General features: G+C 64.4%; 23 protein-coding genes. 12 read left to right on the forward strand and 11 right to left on the reverse strand.

Annotation, left to right across the window (positions count from 1 at the left end; translation table 11 throughout):
* Positions 1-12 precede the first annotated feature (12 nt).
* Positions 13-1,845, reverse strand: a complete 1,833-nt coding sequence (locus GJ654_RS15150; RefSeq protein WP_246664770.1) for an amidohydrolase — start codon at positions 1,843-1,845, stop codon at positions 13-15.
* A 271-nt stretch (positions 1,846-2,116) separates the two neighbouring features.
* On the opposite strand from GJ654_RS15150, the gene GJ654_RS15155 reads away from it, so the two are divergent.
* The 3 genes from GJ654_RS15155 (at position 2,117) to GJ654_RS15165 (ending at position 4,118) form a co-directional block, all read left to right on the forward strand.
* On the forward strand, positions 2,117-2,950 hold the full coding sequence (locus tag GJ654_RS15155; protein ID WP_155447011.1) for a 23S rRNA (adenine(2030)-N(6))-methyltransferase RlmJ: 834 nt from the start codon (positions 2,117-2,119) through the stop codon (positions 2,948-2,950).
* Positions 2,951-3,196: 246 nt separating this feature from the next.
* Positions 3,197-3,409 (forward strand): cold-shock protein, encoded by a 213-nt coding sequence (locus tag GJ654_RS15160; RefSeq protein WP_155447012.1) that lies wholly within the window; start codon positions 3,197-3,199, stop codon positions 3,407-3,409.
* Positions 3,410-3,518: 109 nt separating this feature from the next.
* On the forward strand, positions 3,519-4,118 hold the full coding sequence (locus GJ654_RS15165; RefSeq protein WP_155447013.1) for a glutathione S-transferase N-terminal domain-containing protein: 600 nt from the start codon (positions 3,519-3,521) through the stop codon (positions 4,116-4,118).
* A gap of 166 nt (positions 4,119-4,284) precedes the next feature.
* On the opposite strand, the gene GJ654_RS15170 is transcribed toward GJ654_RS15165, so the two are convergent.
* Positions 4,285-5,148 carry a hypothetical protein gene (locus GJ654_RS15170; protein ID WP_155447014.1) on the reverse strand — a complete coding sequence of 288 codons (864 nt, stop codon included), beginning with the start codon at positions 5,146-5,148 and terminating at the stop codon, positions 4,285-4,287.
* Between the two features lie 87 nt (positions 5,149-5,235).
* Here GJ654_RS15170 and GJ654_RS15175 point away from each other — a divergent pair, with 87 nt between their 5' ends.
* Complete coding sequence (locus GJ654_RS15175) at positions 5,236-5,799, forward strand: nitroreductase family protein (protein WP_155447015.1); 564 nt, start codon at positions 5,236-5,238, stop codon at positions 5,797-5,799.
* A gap of 188 nt (positions 5,800-5,987) precedes the next feature.
* Here GJ654_RS15175 and GJ654_RS15180 read toward each other — a convergent pair whose 3' ends face one another.
* The 6 genes from GJ654_RS15180 to GJ654_RS15205 all read right to left on the reverse strand — a co-directional run bounded on the left by GJ654_RS15180 (position 5,988) and on the right by GJ654_RS15205 (position 9,979).
* The gene (locus GJ654_RS15180; RefSeq protein ID WP_155447016.1) at positions 5,988-6,770 is read right to left on the reverse strand and encodes an outer membrane protein; all 783 of its coding nucleotides are present in this window, start codon (positions 6,768-6,770) and stop codon (positions 5,988-5,990) included.
* Between the two features lie 226 nt (positions 6,771-6,996).
* Entirely contained in the window at positions 6,997-7,197 is a 201-nt protein-coding gene (locus GJ654_RS15185) for a hypothetical protein (protein ID WP_155447017.1), read from the reverse strand.
* A 93-nt stretch (positions 7,198-7,290) separates the two neighbouring features.
* Positions 7,291-8,085 (reverse strand): hypothetical protein, encoded by a 795-nt coding sequence (locus GJ654_RS15190; protein WP_264586195.1) that lies wholly within the window; start codon positions 8,083-8,085, stop codon positions 7,291-7,293.
* A gap of 43 nt (positions 8,086-8,128) precedes the next feature.
* Positions 8,129-8,473 carry an AzlD domain-containing protein gene (locus GJ654_RS15195; protein WP_264586196.1) on the reverse strand — a complete coding sequence of 115 codons (345 nt, stop codon included), beginning with the start codon at positions 8,471-8,473 and terminating at the stop codon, positions 8,129-8,131.
* Positions 8,470-9,189 (reverse strand): AzlC family ABC transporter permease, encoded by a 720-nt coding sequence (locus tag GJ654_RS15200; protein ID WP_155447018.1) that lies wholly within the window; start codon positions 9,187-9,189, stop codon positions 8,470-8,472. Before GJ654_RS15200 ends, GJ654_RS15195 begins: the two co-directional genes overlap by 4 nt.
* Before the next feature lie 4 nt (positions 9,190-9,193).
* Positions 9,194-9,979 (reverse strand): Crp/Fnr family transcriptional regulator, encoded by a 786-nt coding sequence (locus GJ654_RS15205; RefSeq protein WP_246664771.1) that lies wholly within the window; start codon positions 9,977-9,979, stop codon positions 9,194-9,196.
* A 302-nt stretch (positions 9,980-10,281) separates the two neighbouring features.
* On the opposite strand from GJ654_RS15205, the gene GJ654_RS15210 reads away from it, so the two are divergent.
* The 3 genes from GJ654_RS15210 (at position 10,282) to GJ654_RS21605 (ending at position 12,936) form a co-directional block, all read left to right on the forward strand.
* Positions 10,282-11,073, forward strand: a complete 792-nt coding sequence (locus GJ654_RS15210) for an NAD kinase (RefSeq protein WP_155447019.1) — start codon at positions 10,282-10,284, stop codon at positions 11,071-11,073.
* Between the two features lie 2 nt (positions 11,074-11,075).
* On the forward strand, positions 11,076-11,681 hold the full coding sequence (locus GJ654_RS15215; protein ID WP_155447020.1) for an NUDIX domain-containing protein: 606 nt from the start codon (positions 11,076-11,078) through the stop codon (positions 11,679-11,681).
* A 157-nt stretch (positions 11,682-11,838) separates the two neighbouring features.
* The gene (locus tag GJ654_RS21605) at positions 11,839-12,936 is read left to right on the forward strand and encodes a helix-turn-helix transcriptional regulator (RefSeq protein ID WP_155447021.1); all 1,098 of its coding nucleotides are present in this window, start codon (positions 11,839-11,841) and stop codon (positions 12,934-12,936) included.
* Here GJ654_RS21605 and GJ654_RS15225 read toward each other — a convergent pair.
* The 3 genes from GJ654_RS15225 to GJ654_RS15235 form a co-directional block, all read right to left on the reverse strand.
* Positions 12,897-13,166, reverse strand: a complete 270-nt coding sequence (locus GJ654_RS15225; protein ID WP_155447022.1) for a hypothetical protein — start codon at positions 13,164-13,166, stop codon at positions 12,897-12,899. The genes GJ654_RS21605 and GJ654_RS15225 overlap by 40 nt on opposite strands.
* A gap of 140 nt (positions 13,167-13,306) precedes the next feature.
* Positions 13,307-13,972, reverse strand: coding sequence for a response regulator (locus tag GJ654_RS15230; protein WP_155447023.1), 666 nt, complete (start codon positions 13,970-13,972; stop codon positions 13,307-13,309).
* Positions 13,969-16,278: a GAF domain-containing protein gene (locus GJ654_RS15235; RefSeq protein ID WP_155447024.1), complete on the reverse strand. Its 2,310-nt coding sequence runs from the start codon at positions 16,276-16,278 to the stop codon at positions 13,969-13,971. Before GJ654_RS15235 ends, GJ654_RS15230 begins: the two co-directional genes overlap by 4 nt.
* 565 nt (positions 16,279-16,843) lie before the next feature.
* Here GJ654_RS15235 and GJ654_RS15240 point away from each other — a divergent pair.
* The 5 genes from GJ654_RS15240 (at position 16,844) to GJ654_RS15260 (ending at position 18,881) form a co-directional block, all read left to right on the forward strand.
* Complete coding sequence (locus tag GJ654_RS15240) at positions 16,844-16,978, forward strand: light-harvesting protein (RefSeq protein ID WP_155447025.1); 135 nt, start codon at positions 16,844-16,846, stop codon at positions 16,976-16,978.
* A gap of 11 nt (positions 16,979-16,989) precedes the next feature.
* A complete protein-coding gene (locus tag GJ654_RS15245) occupies positions 16,990-17,172 on the forward strand; it encodes a light-harvesting protein (protein ID WP_155447026.1) in 183 nt (60 codons plus the stop codon).
* Positions 17,173-17,959: 787 nt separating this feature from the next.
* A complete protein-coding gene (locus tag GJ654_RS15250; RefSeq protein WP_155447027.1) occupies positions 17,960-18,088 on the forward strand; it encodes a light-harvesting protein in 129 nt (42 codons plus the stop codon).
* A gap of 12 nt (positions 18,089-18,100) precedes the next feature.
* A complete protein-coding gene (locus tag GJ654_RS15255; protein ID WP_155447028.1) occupies positions 18,101-18,283 on the forward strand; it encodes a light-harvesting protein in 183 nt (60 codons plus the stop codon).
* 469 nt (positions 18,284-18,752) lie between these two features.
* Entirely contained in the window at positions 18,753-18,881 is a 129-nt protein-coding gene (locus tag GJ654_RS15260; RefSeq protein ID WP_155447029.1) for a light-harvesting protein, read from the forward strand.
* The last annotated feature ends 17 nt before the right edge of the window (positions 18,882-18,898 follow it).

Genomic DNA, 18,898 nt, shown 5'->3' on the forward strand with positions numbered 1-18,898 from the left:
CGGAAACGATCCTTATTTCGGGACCGGATGGACTTCGCCTTCGAAAACAGTGCCCCAGACCGGAATGTCCTTGAGCTTGATCGGATCGACCGCATAGGGATCCTCGCCGAGCACGGTGAAATTGGCGATTTTTCCGGGCGCGATGCTGCCGATCAGGTCCTCCTGCCGCCACGAATAGGCCGCCTCGATGGTGACCGCGCGCAGAGCGGCGTCAACGTCGATGCGCTGTTCCGGGCCCGCGACGCGGCCCGAAGGCGTGACGCGATTGACCCCGAACGACGCCAGCGCCAGCGGCGCCGACGGGCCCATGGGCAGATCGGAATGATAGGAGAGCGGGATCGCGTGCTTGCGCACGGAATTGGCCCGCACCATCGCATTGGCGCGCTCCGGGCCAAGGCCTGTTTCGGAATATTTGTCGGCAAAGCCAACGGGATAATAGGGATTGGCGCTGACGATCGCGCCGAGCCGCGCGATCCGGCCGATCTGCTCCTCGGTGGAATTGGCGAAATGCACGATGACGGTGCGGTGGTCGGCGCGCGGATTTTCCGCCATCAGCTTTTCCAGAATGTTCAGCAGCACTTCGAGGCCGAGGTCGCCGTTGACGTGGATATGCAGCTGGTAACCGGCGTTCCAGTAGAGCCGCGCCCGCTCCTCAAGCTGGTCCGGCGGCATGATCCATTCGCCCTTGTGGCCGTCGAGATAGCCGTCCTTCATCTGCATCAATTGCGAGATGATGGCGCCGTCGGCGAACAGCTTGATCTGGCGCGGGAAGAACATCAGTTTCTTGCCCGGTCCGGCCGGCGACACCGCGATCTGCTCCTCGGTGGCCTGAAGCGCCTTGGCCATGCCGACGCGATCGGGAATGCCGCGCCCGTCGGCGAGGAAGGTCGAATAGATCGGCGTCGACGGCGCGCCGAGGATGTCCTGATAGAGCGCCCACATGTCCGGCGTATAGAGCGCGCCGGGCTCGTTATAGGCGGTGACGCCATTGGCGTGCAGATATGTGACCATCTGCCTGAGACCGAAACCGAGGCGCTCCGGCGTGGCCAGCACCTTCAGCATCGGGGCCATCATGAAGTTCAGCCCGCCTTCCCAATAATGGCCCTCGTTGAAATTGACCTGCTCGCTCCATTCGCCCTTGCCCTTGGTCGCGGCCTCGGTCAAGCCGAGCGCGGCGATGGCGGCGTCGTTGAGGAAAAATTCGTGACACGAGCGATGCCAGACCGAGATCGGCCGCGTCTTGCTGATCGCGTTGAGGTCGGCCCGCGTCAACTTCCCGTGCCACAGCGGTTGATAGCCCCAGGTCAACAGCCATTCGTTCGGGCTTTTCAGCGCCGTTTCCGCCGCCTTCAGCCGCGCGCGATAGTCCTCCGGCGTCAACGCCGCCTTGTTGAACTTGCCGGGCATCGGCCAGTCCTCCGGCGCGATCACCTCGACCGCAAGCGTCAACGCGCCGAGGATCGGATGCAGATGCTGGTCGATCAGGCCCGGGGTGAGCACCTTGTCGGCGAAGGTCTTGTCAATGCGGAACGGGCGCTCGCCGAGCGCCGCCTTGACCTGATCGAGCGAACCCACGGCGACGATCCTGTTCCCGGCGATGGCCACCGCCGTCGCCGTCGGGTTCTCGCGCTCCATGGTGATGATCTTCTTCGCGACGAAGATTTTCGCGATGGGCGCGCCCAGCCCGCTTGCAAGCGTTTCGTTGAGGGCGCCATCGGCCAGCGCTGGCCCGACAGCCTCGGCGACGAAGGCTCCCGCGGCCGCGACCGCGGCGCCGCGCAAAAAAGTGCGGCGCGATTTATAGCTCAGGCCTTTGAACGCGCCGGAAAAAGCTGGATTGCACATCATGCACATCGCGTCACGCCTCCTGCGCTTCAAGCGATTATTTTTATAGATGTTTTCTTGGCGACGCTCAAGTTTGGCAGGCGGTGCAAACGTCGTCGGCGCATGCATTTTAAGCTTCAGTTGCTCGAAATTGTGCTTCGCGCCCGCTCGCTCGGCGATGTCCGTAATTGCTGCGCCGCCCGGCCCGCGTCGGCGGCGCTCGCCGCCGATCTCCGTCGTTGCCTCAGGCGCGCCGCCCGCTCTATGTGACTGCGTTGAAGGATGGGCGCGCATGAATTATCGCCATGAATTTCACGCCGGCAATTTCGCCGACGTGCTCAAACACGCGCTGCTCGTGCGCGTGCTGCTCTATCTGCGGCGCAAGGACAAGCCGTTCCGCTACATCGACACCCATGCCGGCGCCGGGCTTTTCGATCTCGACGGGCCCGAGGCGCAGCGCTCGGGCGAGGCGCGCGGCGGGATTTTGCGCCTGCGCGATGCGAACATCTCGCCGGAGGCGGCCGAGCTGCTCGCGCCCTATCTCGAAGCTGCCGGCGCCGGCCCGCTTTATCCGGGCTCGCCAAAAATCGCCCAGGCGTTCTTGCGTCCGCAAGACCGTGGATTGTGCTGCGAACTGCTGCCGGAGGCCGCGAATCATCTGCGCGGCGCGCTGGCGCGCGACAAGCGCATCAAGGTGATCGCGCGCGACGGTTTCGAGGGGCTGAACGCCTTCGTTCCTCCGCCGGAGCGGCGCGGACTCGTCCTGATCGATCCGCCTTTCGAACGGCGCGACGATTACGAGCGCGTCCATGATTCGCTTGAGAGCGCGCTGCGGAAGTGGCCCGGCGGCATGTTCATGGTCTGGCAGCCGGTGAAGGAGCCGGAGGTGGCGGACGCCTTCTGCGCCGCCGTCGGCGGGCTCGCGGAGGCCCTGCGCATCGACCTTCAGGTCGCGACGTCAGGAAAAGGTCTGACCCGGACCGGCGTGATCGTTGTCAACCCCCCCTATGTGCTCGAACAGGAGGCGGCGACGCTGCTTCCCGAACTGACGCGCGTGCTGGCGCAAGACGAAAGGGCCGCGTTCTGGCTCGAACGTCTGGGGGCGGCGAAGGTTTCCTCACAATAAAGATACTCCTCAAGGCCCCCGCGGGTCTTGCCATTTGCGACAATCTGCCGCAACTTGGCTGGAATTGGAGGGGCCTTCGGCGCACCGAAGGGCTGACGGAAATATCCGCGGCGGTCTTGCAAATAAGAAGACTGCAACAAGCAAGACGATCCGCCAATCGGCCGTGCGGCCGGGTGGGCTTAGGGATTGCAGGAATGGCAATATCGGCCGCCCCGCCGATCGGCGCATGACCGGAGGAAAGGCGTCATGACGCAACAGGGCGTGATCAAGTTTTTCAATGCGGAAAAAGGCTATGGCTTCATCAAGCCGGTCGATGGCGGCAAGGACATCTTCGTCCACATCACGGCGGTCGAACAGGCCGGCCTCGCCTCTCTGAACGAGGGGCAGAGGCTGACCTTCGAGGTCGAGCCGGACAAGAAGGGAAAGGGGCCGAAGGCCGTCAACCTCCATCTCGAATAGGCGGCCGAGCCAACCTTTTTCAGAGGCGAAAGACTCCAGAAAGGTTGGCGGCTTGTCCGCGCGCCGGAAATCGGCTTTGGTCCGGCCCGCCGCGCGCTTGGAGGTCGCCATGAAGCTTTACTATTCGCCTTATTCGCCCTTTTCGCGAAAGGTCAGGATCGCCGCGGCCGCGCTCGGTTTCGGCGCGGAGCTCGAGCTGACGCCGACGGAGACGATCAATCCCGACGATCCGATCCGGCAAAAAAATCCGCTCGGCAAGATCCCCACGCTGGAAACCGACGACGGGGACTGCATTTTCGACAGCGCCGTGATCGCCGCCTGGCTCGACGCGCAGGCCGGCGGCGGCCGCATCATCCCGCGCGATCCCAAGGCGCGCACGCGCGCCCTGGTGCTTGAATCCCTGGCCGATGGCCTTGCCGAGGCCGCCGTGCTGATCATCTACGAATCGCGCTTCCGCGAACCGGAGGAGCGCAGCGGCAAATGGCTGGCCCATCAGGGCGAGAAGATCGCGCGCGCGCTGGCGCGGCTGGAGCAGGCGCCGCCGGCTTTGGCGGGGACGCCCGACATCGGCCAGATCGCGCTCGCCTGCGCGCTCGGTTATCTCGATCTGCGGTTTTCCGGCGAATGGCGGGCGACTCACCCCCGCCTGGTGGCCTGGCTCGATGACTTCGCGGAGACGACGCCGGCCTTTGCCGCAACCGCCGCCTGAACGAAAAAGCCCGGCGAGGCCGGGCTGAGGTTTCGGGAGATTGTTTCCGCCGCGCGGCTTGTTGTGACCGCATATTGCCATCCCGACGCGGCCTTCGCATCCGCGAAGACGCGCGGCCTCCTGAAATTACGGCTTTTGGAAAACAATGGGTTAACCATCGCGCCGGTCAAGGTTTCGCGTCGGGCGTCCCTTGCTCCGCCAGGACCTCCACGTCGCGGTCCTGGCCGGACTGCACCTTGAACGTCGCCTGAAACGTCTGGTTTTCGTGGCGGGCGATGGCGACATATTCGCCTTCCGCCAGCACCAGCGAGGGGAAGGCGCCGATCAGTTCGCGGATCACGTCGCCGCCGGGCGTCAGCACGGAAAAGCTGGTGTTGGCCAGCGCCTCGCCGCCGGGCGCATTCACCAGTTTCAACGTCATGGTGGCGGCGCGGTGGCGCAGCGCGCCGGAGGTCAGCTTGCCCGCGATGACGCGCAGGTCGGCGTAGATGACCGAGTTGGTGGCGTTGGTCGTGGCGCCGGAGACGTCCATCAGTTTCGAGACGACGTGATAATTCCCCTCCGGCAGACAGGCGGAGTCGCCGGCCCTCAGGTTCGGCAGGATCAGCTTGGCCTCCGGATCTCTCGCGGAAGGAAGATAGACCTGAATGACGAGTTTTGTCGGGGGAATGGCGCTGTCGTTGAGCACGCCGTTGATCTTGAGGCCGCCGGCGTTCATCACCAGTCGCTGCGCTTGCGGGGCGATGCCGTTCACGCTGATCTGCTTGGCGACCCCCGCGAGGCCGCAGGCGGCGTGGACGATATATTCGCCGTTGTCGAGCGTCACCACGGGCGCCGCTTCGTTCGATTCCGCGACCAGCGCGTGTTCGCCTTCGGCGGCGAACACGCGCCAGACGACGCCTGAGCGGATCGGTTGTGAATCGGCGGGAGCGTAAACGGCGCTCAGGCTGACCGGCGCCGCGGCCAGAACGGGCGCGCCGGGCAAAAGGCACGGGGTCGCGAAAAGCCAGCGATACCGCCAGAGAGTCATGGGTCTTCTCATCCGCGCACAATGGCCTTTTCGCATCGGTTTACAAAGCGGCGATTTTGCGGCCAATGTCGCGGAAAAGGACGAGCCATGACCGACACGCTGAAACTTCTGGAGAAACGCCGCTCCGCGCCGCCGCCGACCATGATGGGGCCGGGACCGACGCGCGAGGAGCTCACGCGCCTGCTGGCGCTGGCCGCGCGCGTTCCCGATCACGGCAAGCTCGCGCCCTGGCGTTTCATCGTGTTCGAAGGCGAGGGTCGCGACCGCGCCGGCGCGCTGTGCGCGGAGGTTTTCCGCGCACGCAATCCCGATGCTGGAGAGGAGCGGCTGGCTGCGGAGCAGGGTCGATTCTCGCGCGCGCCGAACGTGATCGCGGTCGTGTCGCGCGCCGCGCCCCACGTCAAAATTCCGCTGTGGGAGCAGGAGATGTCGGCGGGCGCGGTCTGCATGGCCCTCACCATCGCGGCGGTGGCCATGGGTTTTCGAACCGCATGGCTGACGGAATGGATCGCCTATGACCGGACGTTTTTGAGCCGGCTCGGCCTGGAGGAGCACGAAAGGATCGCCGGCTTCATCCACATCGGCCGCGTCGACGGCGAGATCGAGGACCGGGTCAGGCCTGATGTCGCGGCGCTGACGCGCTGGTTCTGATACGATTTCCGAACGATCAGTTCGAAAATCGTATTCCACTCGCGCGGACATCCGCCCTTCGCCTGAAGGATTTCCGCGCGATTTCGTTTTCGCGGATCGCGAAGCGATCTTCGCGGAAACCGTATGAGGCAGGCAAGGAAAAACCCGGCCCTTTCGGGCCGGGTCGATTGACAATCAGACGACTCGTCTCAGTACCTGGCGACGACCGGCGCCTCAACCGGGGCGCCGAACTTGTAGATGAGCGCGCCGCGGATGGTGCTCGCCTGCAGGCTCACGCTGCGGTCGGCGTATCCGATCGCGGCGGCGCCGCCGACGATCGGCAAATTGGCGAACGCGTAATTCTGCGAGCCATAGTTGTCGTAAATATACTCGACGCGGCCGATCCAGTTGGGCGTGAAGGCATAATCGACGCCGCCGCCGATGTTCCAGCCGACCAAATTATTCCGGATGCTGTAAGGGCCGTCAACGATGGTCAGGGTGTTGAGTTTCAGGTTGACGTCGGTGAACGACACGCCGCCGGCAACGAAGAACAGGGCGCGAGCGCCGAGGGCGTAGCCGAGACGGCCGCGGATGCGGGCGGAATAACTCGTTTCGGCCGTCTGGGTGAAGGCGGAGTTGCTGGTCGCGCTGACGAGGGTGTTGGTGGCGGTGACGCCCTGCCAGCCGCCTTCGCCTTCGAGGCCGATCACCCAGTTCGGGTTGAACTGGAAGTTATAGCCGACGAGGCCGCCGAGGGCGCCGCCGTTCGGGCTCTGGTTGTAGGCGTTGCTGGCGAAGGGGCCGACGGGGCCGGTGACGTTGCTCGTGCCGAACACGCCGCCGCCGTAGACGCCGAGATAAAAGCCGGTCCAGGTGAAAACGGGCGCCGGGGGAATATAGACCGGAGCGGCCTTCTCCGAAGGCAGATCGGCCGCCACGGCTGCGTAAGCCGTTGAAGCCAGCAGGAAAGTTGAAATCAGAATGCGACGCATGGCCACGTCCTCCAAGAGAAAGGATCGTCAGAGTCGCATTCCCCTGGAGTGGACGCAATCTGCTGGGGCAAAGATTGCTCCGGCGTTGCGTTCGGGACACAGTATTTTTCCGGACGTCCTGGACTTACACTGCGCAAGCTTTTGTAAAAAATGATCGCGCCAGCGTAATTTGTGGCGAAAGGGCGCCACCGCCTTGAAATCGAACGATTTGGCGGGGAGCTCTGACTCAGTAGTCGCCGGCGCCGACCAGAGGGCAGATCGCGCCGGGCGCGCATTTGCCGCCCTTCGCCTTGGCGGCTTTCGCCGGCTTGGCCTTGCTCTTGACCTGATGAACGACCGGCGCGGACAGGCCGGCCTGTGCGACGGGCAGGGCGAAGGCTGGCAGGGCGAAGGCGCAGAGCAGGGCGGCGGCGATCGGCATACGCATGGGGCGCTCCTCGATATCGGCCGCTCGAACGGCGGCGGAGGCAAATGAAACCGCGAAACGCCGCTTCCGGCAAGCCGCAATGTGGGGCGGGCGCTACCGCGCGCCCGGCGGGCCAAAACTCTGGCGGGTCCATTCGTAGGCGGTCGCGTCCGTCCTGATGCCGCCGAGCCGCGCCGTGGCGAGATCGAGAATGCTGACGATCACCGCGCTCCACATCGTCATCAGCAGGAACACGAGCCATTGGGGCTCTTTGCCGCGCAGGCCGAGCTGGTAGGCGAGCGCGCCGGCGCCGATCAGGGTGAGGACGATCAGAAGCAAGAAGAATTGCCACGGCAGTTGCATCGAAAAGGCGAAGCGAACCGCCGCGCTGGCGTCGAACGCCTCGTTGACCGCCGTCATCAGCGACACCGAAACCGGATTGGGGTTTTCGCGCACGATCGTGCTGACATGGCTCCAGATTTGCGTTTGCAACGCGTTGGTCTGGCGGTTGATCCCCTCGATCTTTTCCGCTTCGGCGCCGGCGCGGACGAAATCGGCGCGCGCCTCGACATAGGTTTCGAACAGCCGGGCGATCGCCTCGCCATCGGGGCCTCCGACGGCTTTCGCGCGCAAAAAAGCCGTGCCGATGGCGTTGGTCTCCGCGAGCGTGCCGGCGCGGCGCTCGGTGAACCGCTCGTTGGCGAAGGACAGGGTCAGCGCCAGCACGAAGGCGAGCAGCCCGAGCATGCCGGCGACCAGGGCGCTGACGCTGTCGGACGCGCTGTGGCCCCGCCTCCGGGCGCGGACGCCGACGACATAGCCGATCATGTGGGCGAGGCCCTGGGCGGCCAGGAGAATGAGGCCGAACAGCCAGACGCTGATCGCGGCGATGGAAATGACAAGGGACACGAGGGCTCATCCGGTTGGATGGAAACGAGCTGAGCCTACACCGTCAGCGGCCCCACCACCACGCGCCCGCGACAATGACCGCCTCTCCGGCGAGAATGGCGGCGAAGACGGAGCGGCGGAAGGCGAAGAAGGCGGCGCCGGCGAACAGCAAGGCGCCGCCGCGCGCCCAGATCGGCACGGCGGCCAGCTCCCGCGCTGGCGTGGCGACGATTTTGAGCACCACCCCGACAAGGAGCGCGGTGGCGACGCTGCGCACGAACCGAAAAATTTCGGAGTCTTCGTCGATTCGGTGGGCGACGAGCACGGACAGCCAGCGCCAGACCTCGCTGGGCAGAAAACCGAGCAGGACGACGGCGAGATAAGGGGACAGGGCGGGATCAAAACTCACGCCGCCACCTTGCGCGCGTAAAAACCGGCGAGCCAGGCGCCGCCGCCGCCGACCAGCGCCAGGATCATCAGATCGAAGCCGCCGCCGACGAAAATCTGGGTCAGCGGCGCCAGCGCCGCGCCGGCGCCGATCGCCAGCCAGTCCGAGCCGTCGCGCGCCGCTCGCGCCGTCGCCGCGAGGAAATAGAAGGGCGACAGCATCATCAGGCCGCCGGCGACCGGCGCGGGAACGGCGGCTGTCAGCCAATAGCCGAGACCGCTGGTCAGCGTGGTCAGCCCGAGGCAGGTGAGGGCGAAGCCGAAAAAGAAAGGCATGCGCTGCGCCTTCTCCAGTTCGGGCAGGCGGCGCAGCGATTCGGCCCAAACGGTCACGGCGATGAAATGGGCGGCGAACAGCAGAGTGATTCGGCGCGTCTTTTCCCCGCGCAGCATCGGCAGCACCGACAGGCACATCGGCAGCAGGCGCACGGAGGACAGGCTGACGGCGACGGCGATGGCGGCGGGCGCGGTCTTGGCCGCGAGCGCGCCGAAGAAAAGCACCTGGCCGGGGCCGGCCCAGATCAGCGCCGTGGCCAGCATGGCGGCGTCGGGCGGCATGTCGGCGGCCCGCGCCAGCGCCCCCGTACTCATCAATGATAGGGCGACATACCAGGCTGGGCCGGTCAAAGCCGTTCGCGCGCCGGCGTAAAACCAGCGTCGGTCTTTCCGCGCGTTCAAGACATCAGACTTCCGCGAGGCGCTCCAGGCGCTGCACGTCGAGCAGGCGCACGCCGTCGGGCACGATGACGATGGTTTTTTCCCGCGCCATGCGGGTCATCATCCGGCTCACCGTCTCTACGGTGAGGCCAAGATAATCGCCGATGTCGAGACGGGTCATCGGCAGCGGCACGTGGACCGAGGGGCCCTGGATGCGCGCATAGCGCTTGCGCATGCCGACCAGGAAGGCGGCGATCTTTTCCTCCGCCGTGCGGCGGCCGAGCACCACCATCTGCTCCTGCGCCAGCGCCAGTTCGTGCGACGCCATGTTCATGAGACGGCGCAGCAGGCGCGGCTTGTCGTCGAGCATCTCGCTGAAGCCCGTGCGCGAAAACTGGCAGACTTTCGCGGGGGTCAGGGCGTCGGCGGTGTAGAGATAGGTGGGCTCGAAATCGAGTCCCAAAAAATCGCCCGGCATGGCGAAGCCGACCACCTGGCGCCGGCCGTCCGGCAGCAGTTTTGACAGCCGCAGCGCGCCGGCGGTGAGATTGTAAACAAAGCCGGCTTCGCGGCCCTGCTCGAAAATCGTGCTCTTGGCGGGATAGCCCTGGCTGCGGCCGATCTTGTCCAAAACCTCGAATTCGTCGGGATCGAGGGCGCAACAGACGCTCTGGTCCTTGATCTCGCAGTCGCAGCAGTCGAGCCCCGGACTTTGCGCCACCTTGTGTCCGCTGCAGGGGATGACGCGCGTGTTGGCGTCGAGACGCCCGAACACCGTTTCCACAAGGGCCTTATCGACCAGCGTATCCAAGCCGCGCTCCCTATTGAACTTTCGCGGCCGCACTGCCGCGAGGGCAACTGTAGCATTGAAAATCAGAACGAGAAAGTTTTTGATCCTCGTCAACGACAAAACATGAAAACGTCTTCGACGCAATTGAATGCCCCGGACGGACAATCTGGGCGCGCGCGGCGCGGTTTTGTTGGTCGGCTCGCCCGCTCTCGGCTTGCTCTGCGCGACGTCCCGGCTTAAGTCTGCGGCGAAAGCGCGGCGATTTGCCGCGCGGATCGTTTCCGCCCGATGGTGCGGAAGCGACGGAAGGGACGGGCCTTTCGATGATCGAGGGGTATCACGGCGGCCGCCGGTTCGAGCGGATCCATTTCCTGTCTTCGGACGCGCCCGAGGCCGAGGAGGCGCGCGCCCGGCTGGTCGGCCGTTATGGCGACGTCCATTCGGAAGAGGCGGATGTGGTGGTGGCGCTGGGCGGCGACGGCCTGATGCTGCAAACCCTGCATCGCTTCATGGGGCGCGGCGTGCCGATCTACGGCCTGAACCGGGGCTCCGTCGGTTTCCTGATGAACGAGTTCCGCGAGACCGGCTTGCGCAAGCGGCTGGCCGCGACGCGCAGCACCATCATCCATCCGTTGAAGATGACGGCGAACACGTTTCGCGGCGAAACCGCGGAGGCGCGGGCGATCAATGAAGTGTCGCTGCTGCGCCAGTCGGCGCAGGCGGCGAAACTGCGCATTCTGGTCGATGGCCACACGCGCATGGCGGAGTTGATCGCCGATGGCGTGCTGCTGGCGACGCCGGCGGGGTCGACCGCCTACAACCTCTCCGCCGGCGGGCCGATCATGCCGATCGAGGCGCCGCTGATGGCGCTCACCCCCATTTCCGCTTTCCGCCCGCGCCACTGGCGCGGCGCGCTGATCTCCAGCAAGGCCCAGGTGGTCATCGAGGTGCTGGAGCAGGAAAAGCGGCCGGTGGCGGCGGTCGCCGACCATTTCGAAATCCGCGACGTCGCGCTCGTGGCGATCGCGATGGACGAGAGCACCGGGCTGGAGCTGCTCCACGATCCCGGACATTCCATGGAAGAGCGCATTTTGCGCGAACAGTTCAGGCATTGACCATGACGACATCATCCGACGCTCAAACGCCTTTGCTGCGCGACCTCGAAGAAAAAGTGCTGGTTTCCGACAAATATTCCTATTCGAGCGTCACCTACGACCTTTTGCGCGCGGATGGGCGCTGGGACGCGCACACGCGCAGCCTGTTCCGCCGTCCCGACGCGGTGACCCTGCTGCCCTACGATGCGCAGCGCGGAAAAGTGTTGTTGACGCATCAGTTTCGCCTGGGCGCCCATATGAACGACCGTTCTCCGGGCCTGCTGGAGGCCTGCGCCGGCACGCTCGACCCCGGCGAGGACCCGCAAGCCTGCATGCGCCGCGAGGCCCATGAGGAAATGGGCCTCGCAGTCGGCGAGGCGCGGTTTCTGTTCGAGGCTTTTGTCAGCCCGGCCGCGACGACGGAAAAACTCTATTTCTTCGTCGCGCCCTACACGCCGGAGGCCCGCGTCGCCGACGGCGGCGGACTCGAGGAGGAGGGCGAGGAGATTTTGGTGGTCGAGGCCGATTTCGACGAGGTTCTGGCGCAGGCCGGGCGGGGCGAGATTCGCGACGCCAAAACCCTGACAATGCTCTACTGGCTCGCGGCCTCCGGGCTGATGCGCGGATGACGTTTGCGCGTTGGTTGGCGCCGCTGCGTCCGCCACGCCTGACGTGATGACCGCAATTGACGGCGTGGCGTGAGAAAATATACAAACCAAAAAAGAACGCAGTCGCCGCAGTCGCGTGTCGTCAAGTGCGTTAACCGCGAGGTCAAGGAAGCGTCAGGTGTCCGTCGATGTCGCACGGCTTGCTCGCGCCAGCGATGAGCTCAACTCCGCCATCGTCCTGGGGCGTTCCTGGGCGCAAGCCCTCGAACAGCTCGCGGATGCGGCGGGCGCCAAAGCCGTCTGCTTCAGCCGCTCGACCAAGACCGACTTGAGAATGCTCCCGTCGATAGGATTGGCGGAGGCCTATCAGGACATCAGGTCGCGCAAGACGCCGCCCTACAGCTCCAAAGTCCTGATCCTGGATTCGAAGGTCAACGGCTTCGTGTCGGACGGCGCTCCGCGCATTCGCGAGCGGCTGGAGCGGGAACGGTTCTTTCGCGAGTTCATGAAGCCCATAGCCGACGTGCCCTACCGCGCGTCGGTGTCGCTGCTCGGGCCCTCGGACATGACCGGCTTGAAAGTGTCGTTCTGGCGCGGAGGCAAACAGGGTGCGTTCGACCCGCAGGACGTCGAGCGACTGAATTCCATTCTTCCGGCGATTCGGGCGTCGGCTCAGCTCGCGGTCTTCGGTCTCGGCCAGCAGGCGCGCGAACAATCCGTGCTGTTCCGGCGACGCGGCGAATTCATCATCGAATTCGACTTTGCCGGCAGGCCGCTGGAGTCGGGTGTTCAAGCCATCGTTGCGCACGGCGATCCCTTGTCCGTCGTCCGGGGCCGGCTTGCGTGCCAGGTGGCGGCCGAACAGCCCCGCCTTGACGCGATCATCGGCCGGGCCGTCGCGCCTCAGCCCGCCGCCGGCGCCTTGCGGTTGACGCGTCAAAGCGATGGCGCGCCATTTTTCCTGATGGTCACGCCCGTTCGGGGAGAGGCGGTCGACGTCATGGCGCCCGTGGCGGCGATCGGCGTGCTGATCGATCCGGCGACCAAAAGCCGAACCGATCCGGCCGCTTTGCAGCGCGTGCAAATGGCGGCCGGTTTGACGGACAGGGAGACCGTGATCTCGGGGCTGATTTCAGTTGGCCTTTCCGTTTCGGCCATCGCGCAAAAAGTTGGGGTGAGCACAGGAACGGCGCGCAATCATCTCAAGGCGGCGATGCAAAAATGCGGCGTTCACAGTCAGGTCGAACTGGCTGCGTTCATTGGCCGGTTCGGGTAGGCCATCAGGATCAGGTCGTCGAACACCGTGTTGGTGGGAACTTCAAAGTGTATTCCTGTGCGAACTTCGTAAATTGAAAACGCGCCCTCCGGCGAAAACCAGCGCATTCTTTTCGCCATCGTCACGGCTTGCTGGAAAGTCGGAGCCTCTCCTCTTGTATAACCGCCCTCGCAAATGAGGTATTGTTTATCTGGTATCGCATCATGCTTGCCGCCGTCGATCAATTGCATCGCCTTCCCCCACGCAAATGCCTTTCCCGACTCTAGCAGCGCGGACATCTGTCCGATTGTCCCATATGGCACAGATCGGCGCGGGCGGCTGGGGCATGGCGTGGACCGCCGCGACCGGGCCATGCAGGGCGGGACTGAGCTTAAACCTCTTTCAGCCACCCCTCGGAGACGGCATAGCCCACCAGTTGCACGCGGCTGTGAAAACCCAGCTTGTCCATGCCGCGCGCCTTGTAGGTCTCGACGCTCTTGACGCTGAGATTGAGCAGGGTGGCCAGCTCCTTGTTGCTGTGGCCGAGCGCGGCCAGCCGCAGGATTTCGACCTCGCGTTCGCTCAGGTCGACCCAGTGGTCAGCCGTCTCCCCGGGCTTGTGCGCGATTCCGTCGATCGCCTTGCTGGCGACGGAGGGATCGAGATAGACGCCCCCGGCCGCGACCGAATGAATGGCGCGGCGCAAATCCTCGGAGACCGAGCGCTTCAGCACATAGCCGACCGCGCCCACCTCGATCAGCTTGCGAAAATAGGAGCGGTCCTCATGCACGGTCAGGACGATGACCTTGCAGAGCGGACATTCGCGCAGCAATTGCCGGGTGACGTCGACCCCGTTCAGGCCGGGCATGGAGAGGTCGAGGACGACGACATCGGGCTTGAGGTCGAGCGCCAGGCGCAGCGCCGTGCGCCCGTCGCGCGCCTCGGCGACGATTTCGAGATCGGGATCGCCCTTCAAAAGCGAGCGGATGCCGTCGAGCACCAGCGGATGGTCGTCGGCGAGAAGAATGCGCAAGCGCGGTCCAAGGTCGGATGTCATATCGGAACCCTTACAAAAAGCGTGCAGCCGCGCCCCGGCGCGGATTCGACCTCAAGCGCGCCCGAAACCAGCGACAGGCGCTCCCTGATGCCGAGAAGCCCCAGCCGATGTGTCGGCGCGCCGGTCCGCAGGGGATCGTCGACCGAAAATCCCCGGCCGTCATCCTCGATGATCATGCGGACCTCCTTGTCCCTCACTTCCAGCAGCACGCCGGCCCGCGTCGCGCCGGCGTGACGGGCGATATTGGTGATCGCTTCCTGCAACACGCGGTAGAGCGTGGTTTCGACCGCCGGATCGAGACGACGGTCGTCGAGGGCGAGGCGCAGGTCAACGCGAAAATTCAGCCGCTCGCTCCATGTCTCCACGAGATGATGGATGGCGGTCTGCAGGCCGAGGTCGTCGAGCGCCGTGGGACGGATTTCCCAGGCCAGCCGGTTCACGTCGGAGCCGACGCCCTTGGCCAGAGTTCGCAGGGCCGCGAGGCGCTCCTTCGCCAGCGCCGGCATGGCGTCGCCGAGTTCATCGAGACCAAGCTGGAGAAGGGTAACGCTCTGTCCCAGCGTGTCGTGAAGCTCCCGCGCGATCCGCAGCCGCTCGGCTTCCTGATCCTCCACGGTGGAGCGCAACACCATCGACAGCTCCGCCTCGGCCACGGCGCGGCGCCGGCTTTCCTGCTTCAGCTCCTCGAGCCGGCGGTCCAGTTCGATCGCCAGCGCCTCCTGCTTCGCGCGCGCATCCTCCCGCTCGCGGGCGACCAGATCGATGCGCTTGAGAACGACCTCGAGCAGCGAGACGCGCAGGGTGTGGGCCGCCTCCAAGTCCACGTTGCGCCAGCGCTGCGAGTGATGCCGCACCGACTCGCGCCACGCCTCGAAACTCGTTCGCGGCGACAGGCGGTCGCCGTTCGGGCCGGAGGTCACGGGTTTCGACGGGTTTCCGGCCCAGGTGAGCGTGCGGATCGCCTCGGGGCGGAACCACAGCACGTAGTCGCGCGGAAATTTCGACACGGAAAGCGCCATGATCCCGCTGGCGACCTCCGCGAACTCCCTGGCAGGAGGATAGACCAGCGGCAGCCGGTCCGTGTGATAAATCCCGTCCGCTGCGGTGTTGTTGAGCCAGGCGACCAGCGCCGCGATCTGATCGGCGCGCGGCGTCGCGCCAAGCTCCGTATAAACGCCGTCGAACCACAGGCCCACGCCTTCCGCGGGTATGTAGTCGAGCAGGTTCGGCCGGCAGCGGATCAGTCCTTGGGCGAGGTCGCCCTCCTGGCTCATCCGCGTCAGCAACTCCTCGTGGACGCGCTTGCGGCGCAACTGCTCCTCGAAATCTTGCGCCGCGACGCGGGTTTCGAGCTGTGACGAAACCATTTGCGCGAACAATTCGCAGGCCATGCGCAGACGGTGGGTGAGAAAACGCGGCGTGGGATGGTGGCAGGCGATCAAGCCCCACAGGCGCCCGCCCAGGATGATCGACAGCGACATCGACGCCGTCACGCCCATATTGGCCAGATATTGGAGATGAATGGGCGACACGCTGCGGATCTGGCTGTAGCTCAGGTCAAGCGGCCGGCCGTCGCGCGGATTGACCGGCGGCAGAATGGGCGCGGCCGTGTAACGCGCATCGGGAATGAGCCTGATCCAGTTCTTTTGGTAAAGCTCGCGCGCCTGGCGGGGAATATCGGACGCCGGGTAATGCAGGCCGAGGAAGGACTCGACGCCGGCGTTGCGCGATTCCGCCTCCACCATGCCGCTGCCGTCCGACAGGAAGCGATAGACCATGACGCGGTCGAAGCCGGAGACCCGCCGCACCTCCTCGGCCATGCTCTGGCAAAAGTCGTGCGGCGTGGCCGCCTGCTGCACGCGCAGCAGCATGGATTGCATGAGGCTCAGGGCGTCCTCGGGATTGCTCTCCTGGATCGGCTCCAGTTCGAGGACGACGAGGCCGCTGCTCTCGTGCACGAGGGCGTCGACGGTCCGCCCGTCGCGCGCGTCCAAGGTGAAGGCGTGCACGGGCCGCACGATCGGTCCCTCGGTCCCGAGCAGGGTTTTGATGCGCCGCTCCAGACCGCGCGGCAAACAGCTTTTCAGGTCCTGGCCCGGCAGGTTTTCCGGCGCGTGTCCCAAAATGCCCTCGGTGTCGCCCCCCGCCTGAATGACCTGCAAGGTCTCCGGGTCGAACGCCAGCAGCGCCCCGTGCGGCTGGACGGACGCCGGGATGTGGATCGGTTCGCGGTCGCAATGGGTGAGGTCGAGCGCACCTGGAACGGGATCGTGGCCGCCGCCAACATGGGTGTGGTCGCCGCTCATGGCGGACAGGGCCGCAGCGTCGCAACCATCGCTGAGCCTCCTTGGGACCTTGAAGCTTGAGCCCCACATTATGCTGAAAGCTTTGCGAGGGAAAGCTGGGAAGCAACGGACAGGCGGTCGGGGAAAACCCTGACGCTCACCCCTTCGCAGCCGATCCCGTCGGTTCGCCCTGGCCGCCGGCGCCGGGCGATTTTGCGCGCCAAGATATTGTTAAAGCGTAAAAATATCTTCGTGGAGGGCAGATCTCGGGTGTCGGTCCGCTCCTGTCGAGACGGAATGTGATCATGCAGTGCTGCAAGTCATTCGCGCCTCCGCGGGCGCGAACCCAAGGGAAAACCCTGAAGCGGGGCACGAAATTCCCCCAAAGGGCGCCGACGAATTCTCTGACGCCCGGCTATGTCACCCCAAATTGACATAGAGAAGCGTCAAGTTATAGTCGGACCTGCGTTTCGGCGACGATATCTTCTTGATTTCGTGTAAGTTTACGCCGCCCAGCCGCTGGGGCGAAAAACCTGTGCGCAGGCATGCGCGAGGAATAAGCAGCGGTATTAACGAGAGGTGTACAATGGCTGACAAACCGCTCACCGCCGATCAGGCTGAGGAACTCCACAAGTATGTCATCGACGGCGCCCGCGCCTTCGTCGCGATCGCGGCGTTCGCGCACGTCCTCGCCTACTCGCTGACCCCCTGGCTGCACTAAGGAGTTCCGTTATGAACCAAGGCAAAATCTGGACCGTCGTCGACCCGGCCGTTGGCCTTCCGCTGCTGTTGGGCTCCGTGGCCGTGACCGCTCTTCTGGTGCACCTCGCCATTCTGCAGAACACCACCTGGTTCCCGGCGTTCATGCAGGGTGGGATGAAGAAGTCCGCCGCGATCGTGCACGTGGTCGGCTGACCATGTAAAGCCGATTTGCCGAGCAACGTCGCTATCGACTGAGATGGCCGACGGTGTGTGGCGCTGGCCAGGATCGTGACGTCGATCTGCTGTGCGGGGAATATTTTTTGCCCACCGCTTCAGATGTCGGAAAACAAAAGACGCCCGCGCGGATTGTCCACCCCTCGCGACCGTCAATTGTCGAACCGAACGGCGCTCTATCCTGCTACGCCCCTTCACCTGACTTGATCGACGTCACCAGCTGCTGGTCAAGTAAATGAAGTCGGACAATGCCGGCCGGTATCAAAAAGATACCGGCCGGTTTTTTTCGTGTCAAGCGGTCGCTGCGAAACGCTGGCGCGCTTGAGTCGAGCAGCGCTGGGGATTCGTCGATTTGTCGACGGCTTTGGCGGCCATAGCGGCCTTCCGCACCCTTCCCAACCCGTCTTGCTTGCCGTTCAGAACTGCGTCGTGTGGCCCGGCTGGCCGACGCCGTCGCGCGCGATCGCGCGCCTGCGTCGATGGGCCGTCGGGGAAACCCTGAAGCAAATGGGGATAGACCAACCCCATTCGGGGGAAACCCTTGGCGTTTGCGGCAAGTTTCCCCATAGAAGATCGCCGATTTCACTGACGCGCTCTTATGTAAAACGAAGTTGACCTTATTGAATGTCAATCTATACTTACACCTGCGTTTGGACGACGGTATCTCATTGATGTCGTTGTTGTTTACGCCGCCCAGCTACTGGGGCGCAGACCTGCGTGCAGGTTTAGCACGAGAAAAACAGTGGCTTATCATAAGAGGTGTACAATGGCTGTTCTGTCCCCGGAGCAATCTGAAGAGCTCCACAAGTATGTGATCGATGGCGCGCGCGCTTTCCTCGGCATCGCCCTGGTCGCGCACTTCCTCGCTTTCTCGATGACCCCCTGGATGCACTAAGGAGCTCCGGTTATGAACCAAGGCAAAATCTGGACCGTCGTCAACCCGGCCGTCGGCCTTCCCCTGCTGCTCGGCTCCGTGGCCATCACCGCTCTGCTGGTGCACCTCGCCATTCTGACGCACACCACCTGGTTCCCCGCGTTCATGCAGGGCGGCCTGAAGAAGGCGGCGTCGATCGAGCAGATCGTCGGCTGATCGCATGAAGCCGCTCTGTTGGCGGTGCGGAATACGCCCGGATTGCGCACGGCAGGCGTTGGCTTTTGGAGGGTCCGCCGCCGCGCCAGCTCCTCGAACCGCCTCATGACAGAGCGACGCGTGTTCGCCTGACTGACGACGCCATGCGTCGATCAGCCAAGTGAAAGCGAATAGTTCGGTCGGCGCAAAACGGCGCCGACCGTGTTCCGCACCAAAAGGGCAGCCAAGCTGAGCCTCAAGGGAAAACCCCAAGGCCAATGTCCGGATTCCCCCCATGGGAAGCTGCCGGATTTTCTGACATGGGGTTATGTCAACCCAAGTTGATCTCTCAAGACGTCAATCTATGATGACACCTGCGTTCGGACGACGATATCTCTTTGATTTCGCAGTGCTTGCGCCGCCCAGTCGCTGGGGCGCCCGCGTGCGGGTTTCGCACGATAACAACAGCGGCTTATCTAAGAGGTGTACAATGGCTGTTCTGTCTGCGGAGCAATCTGAAGAGCTCCACAAGTATGTGATCGATGGCGCGCGCGTCTTCCTCGGCATCGCCCTGGTCGCGCACTTCCTCGCTTTCTCGATGACCCCCTGGATGCACTAAGGAGCTCCGGTTATGAA

The organism is Rhodoblastus acidophilus (assembly GCF_009720655.1).
Taxonomy (GTDB): Bacteria; Pseudomonadota; Alphaproteobacteria; order Rhizobiales; family Beijerinckiaceae; genus Rhodoblastus; species Rhodoblastus acidophilus_A.

Bases quoted from the DNA above. Each gene is read 5' to 3' on its own strand.
- GJ654_RS15150 (WP_246664770.1), bottom strand. From the start codon at position 1,845: ATGTGCAATCCAGCTTTTTCCGGCGCGTTCAAAGGCCTGAGCTATAAA.
- GJ654_RS15155 (WP_155447011.1), top strand. From the start codon at position 2,117: ATGAATTATCGCCATGAATTTCACGCCGGCAATTTCGCCGACGTGCTC.
- GJ654_RS15160 (WP_155447012.1), top strand. From the start codon at position 3,197: ATGACGCAACAGGGCGTGATCAAGTTTTTCAATGCGGAAAAAGGCTAT.
- GJ654_RS15165 (WP_155447013.1), top strand. From the start codon at position 3,519: ATGAAGCTTTACTATTCGCCTTATTCGCCCTTTTCGCGAAAGGTCAGG.
- GJ654_RS15170 (WP_155447014.1), bottom strand. From the start codon at position 5,148: ATGACTCTCTGGCGGTATCGCTGGCTTTTCGCGACCCCGTGCCTTTTG.
- GJ654_RS15175 (WP_155447015.1), top strand. From the start codon at position 5,236: ATGACCGACACGCTGAAACTTCTGGAGAAACGCCGCTCCGCGCCGCCG.
- GJ654_RS15180 (WP_155447016.1), bottom strand. From the start codon at position 6,770: ATGCGTCGCATTCTGATTTCAACTTTCCTGCTGGCTTCAACGGCTTAC.
- GJ654_RS15185 (WP_155447017.1), bottom strand. From the start codon at position 7,197: ATGCGTATGCCGATCGCCGCCGCCCTGCTCTGCGCCTTCGCCCTGCCA.
- GJ654_RS15210 (WP_155447019.1), top strand. From the start codon at position 10,282: ATGATCGAGGGGTATCACGGCGGCCGCCGGTTCGAGCGGATCCATTTC.
- GJ654_RS15215 (WP_155447020.1), top strand. From the start codon at position 11,076: ATGACGACATCATCCGACGCTCAAACGCCTTTGCTGCGCGACCTCGAA.
- GJ654_RS15225 (WP_155447022.1), bottom strand. From the start codon at position 13,166: ATGCAATTGATCGACGGCGGCAAGCATGATGCGATACCAGATAAACAA.
- GJ654_RS15230 (WP_155447023.1), bottom strand. From the start codon at position 13,972: ATGACATCCGACCTTGGACCGCGCTTGCGCATTCTTCTCGCCGACGAC.
- GJ654_RS15235 (WP_155447024.1), bottom strand. From the start codon at position 16,278: ATGAGCGGCGACCACACCCATGTTGGCGGCGGCCACGATCCCGTTCCA.
- GJ654_RS15240 (WP_155447025.1), top strand. From the start codon at position 16,844: ATGGCTGACAAACCGCTCACCGCCGATCAGGCTGAGGAACTCCACAAG.
- GJ654_RS15245 (WP_155447026.1), top strand. From the start codon at position 16,990: ATGAACCAAGGCAAAATCTGGACCGTCGTCGACCCGGCCGTTGGCCTT.
- GJ654_RS15250 (WP_155447027.1), top strand. From the start codon at position 17,960: ATGGCTGTTCTGTCCCCGGAGCAATCTGAAGAGCTCCACAAGTATGTG.
- GJ654_RS15255 (WP_155447028.1), top strand. From the start codon at position 18,101: ATGAACCAAGGCAAAATCTGGACCGTCGTCAACCCGGCCGTCGGCCTT.
- GJ654_RS15260 (WP_155447029.1), top strand. From the start codon at position 18,753: ATGGCTGTTCTGTCTGCGGAGCAATCTGAAGAGCTCCACAAGTATGTG.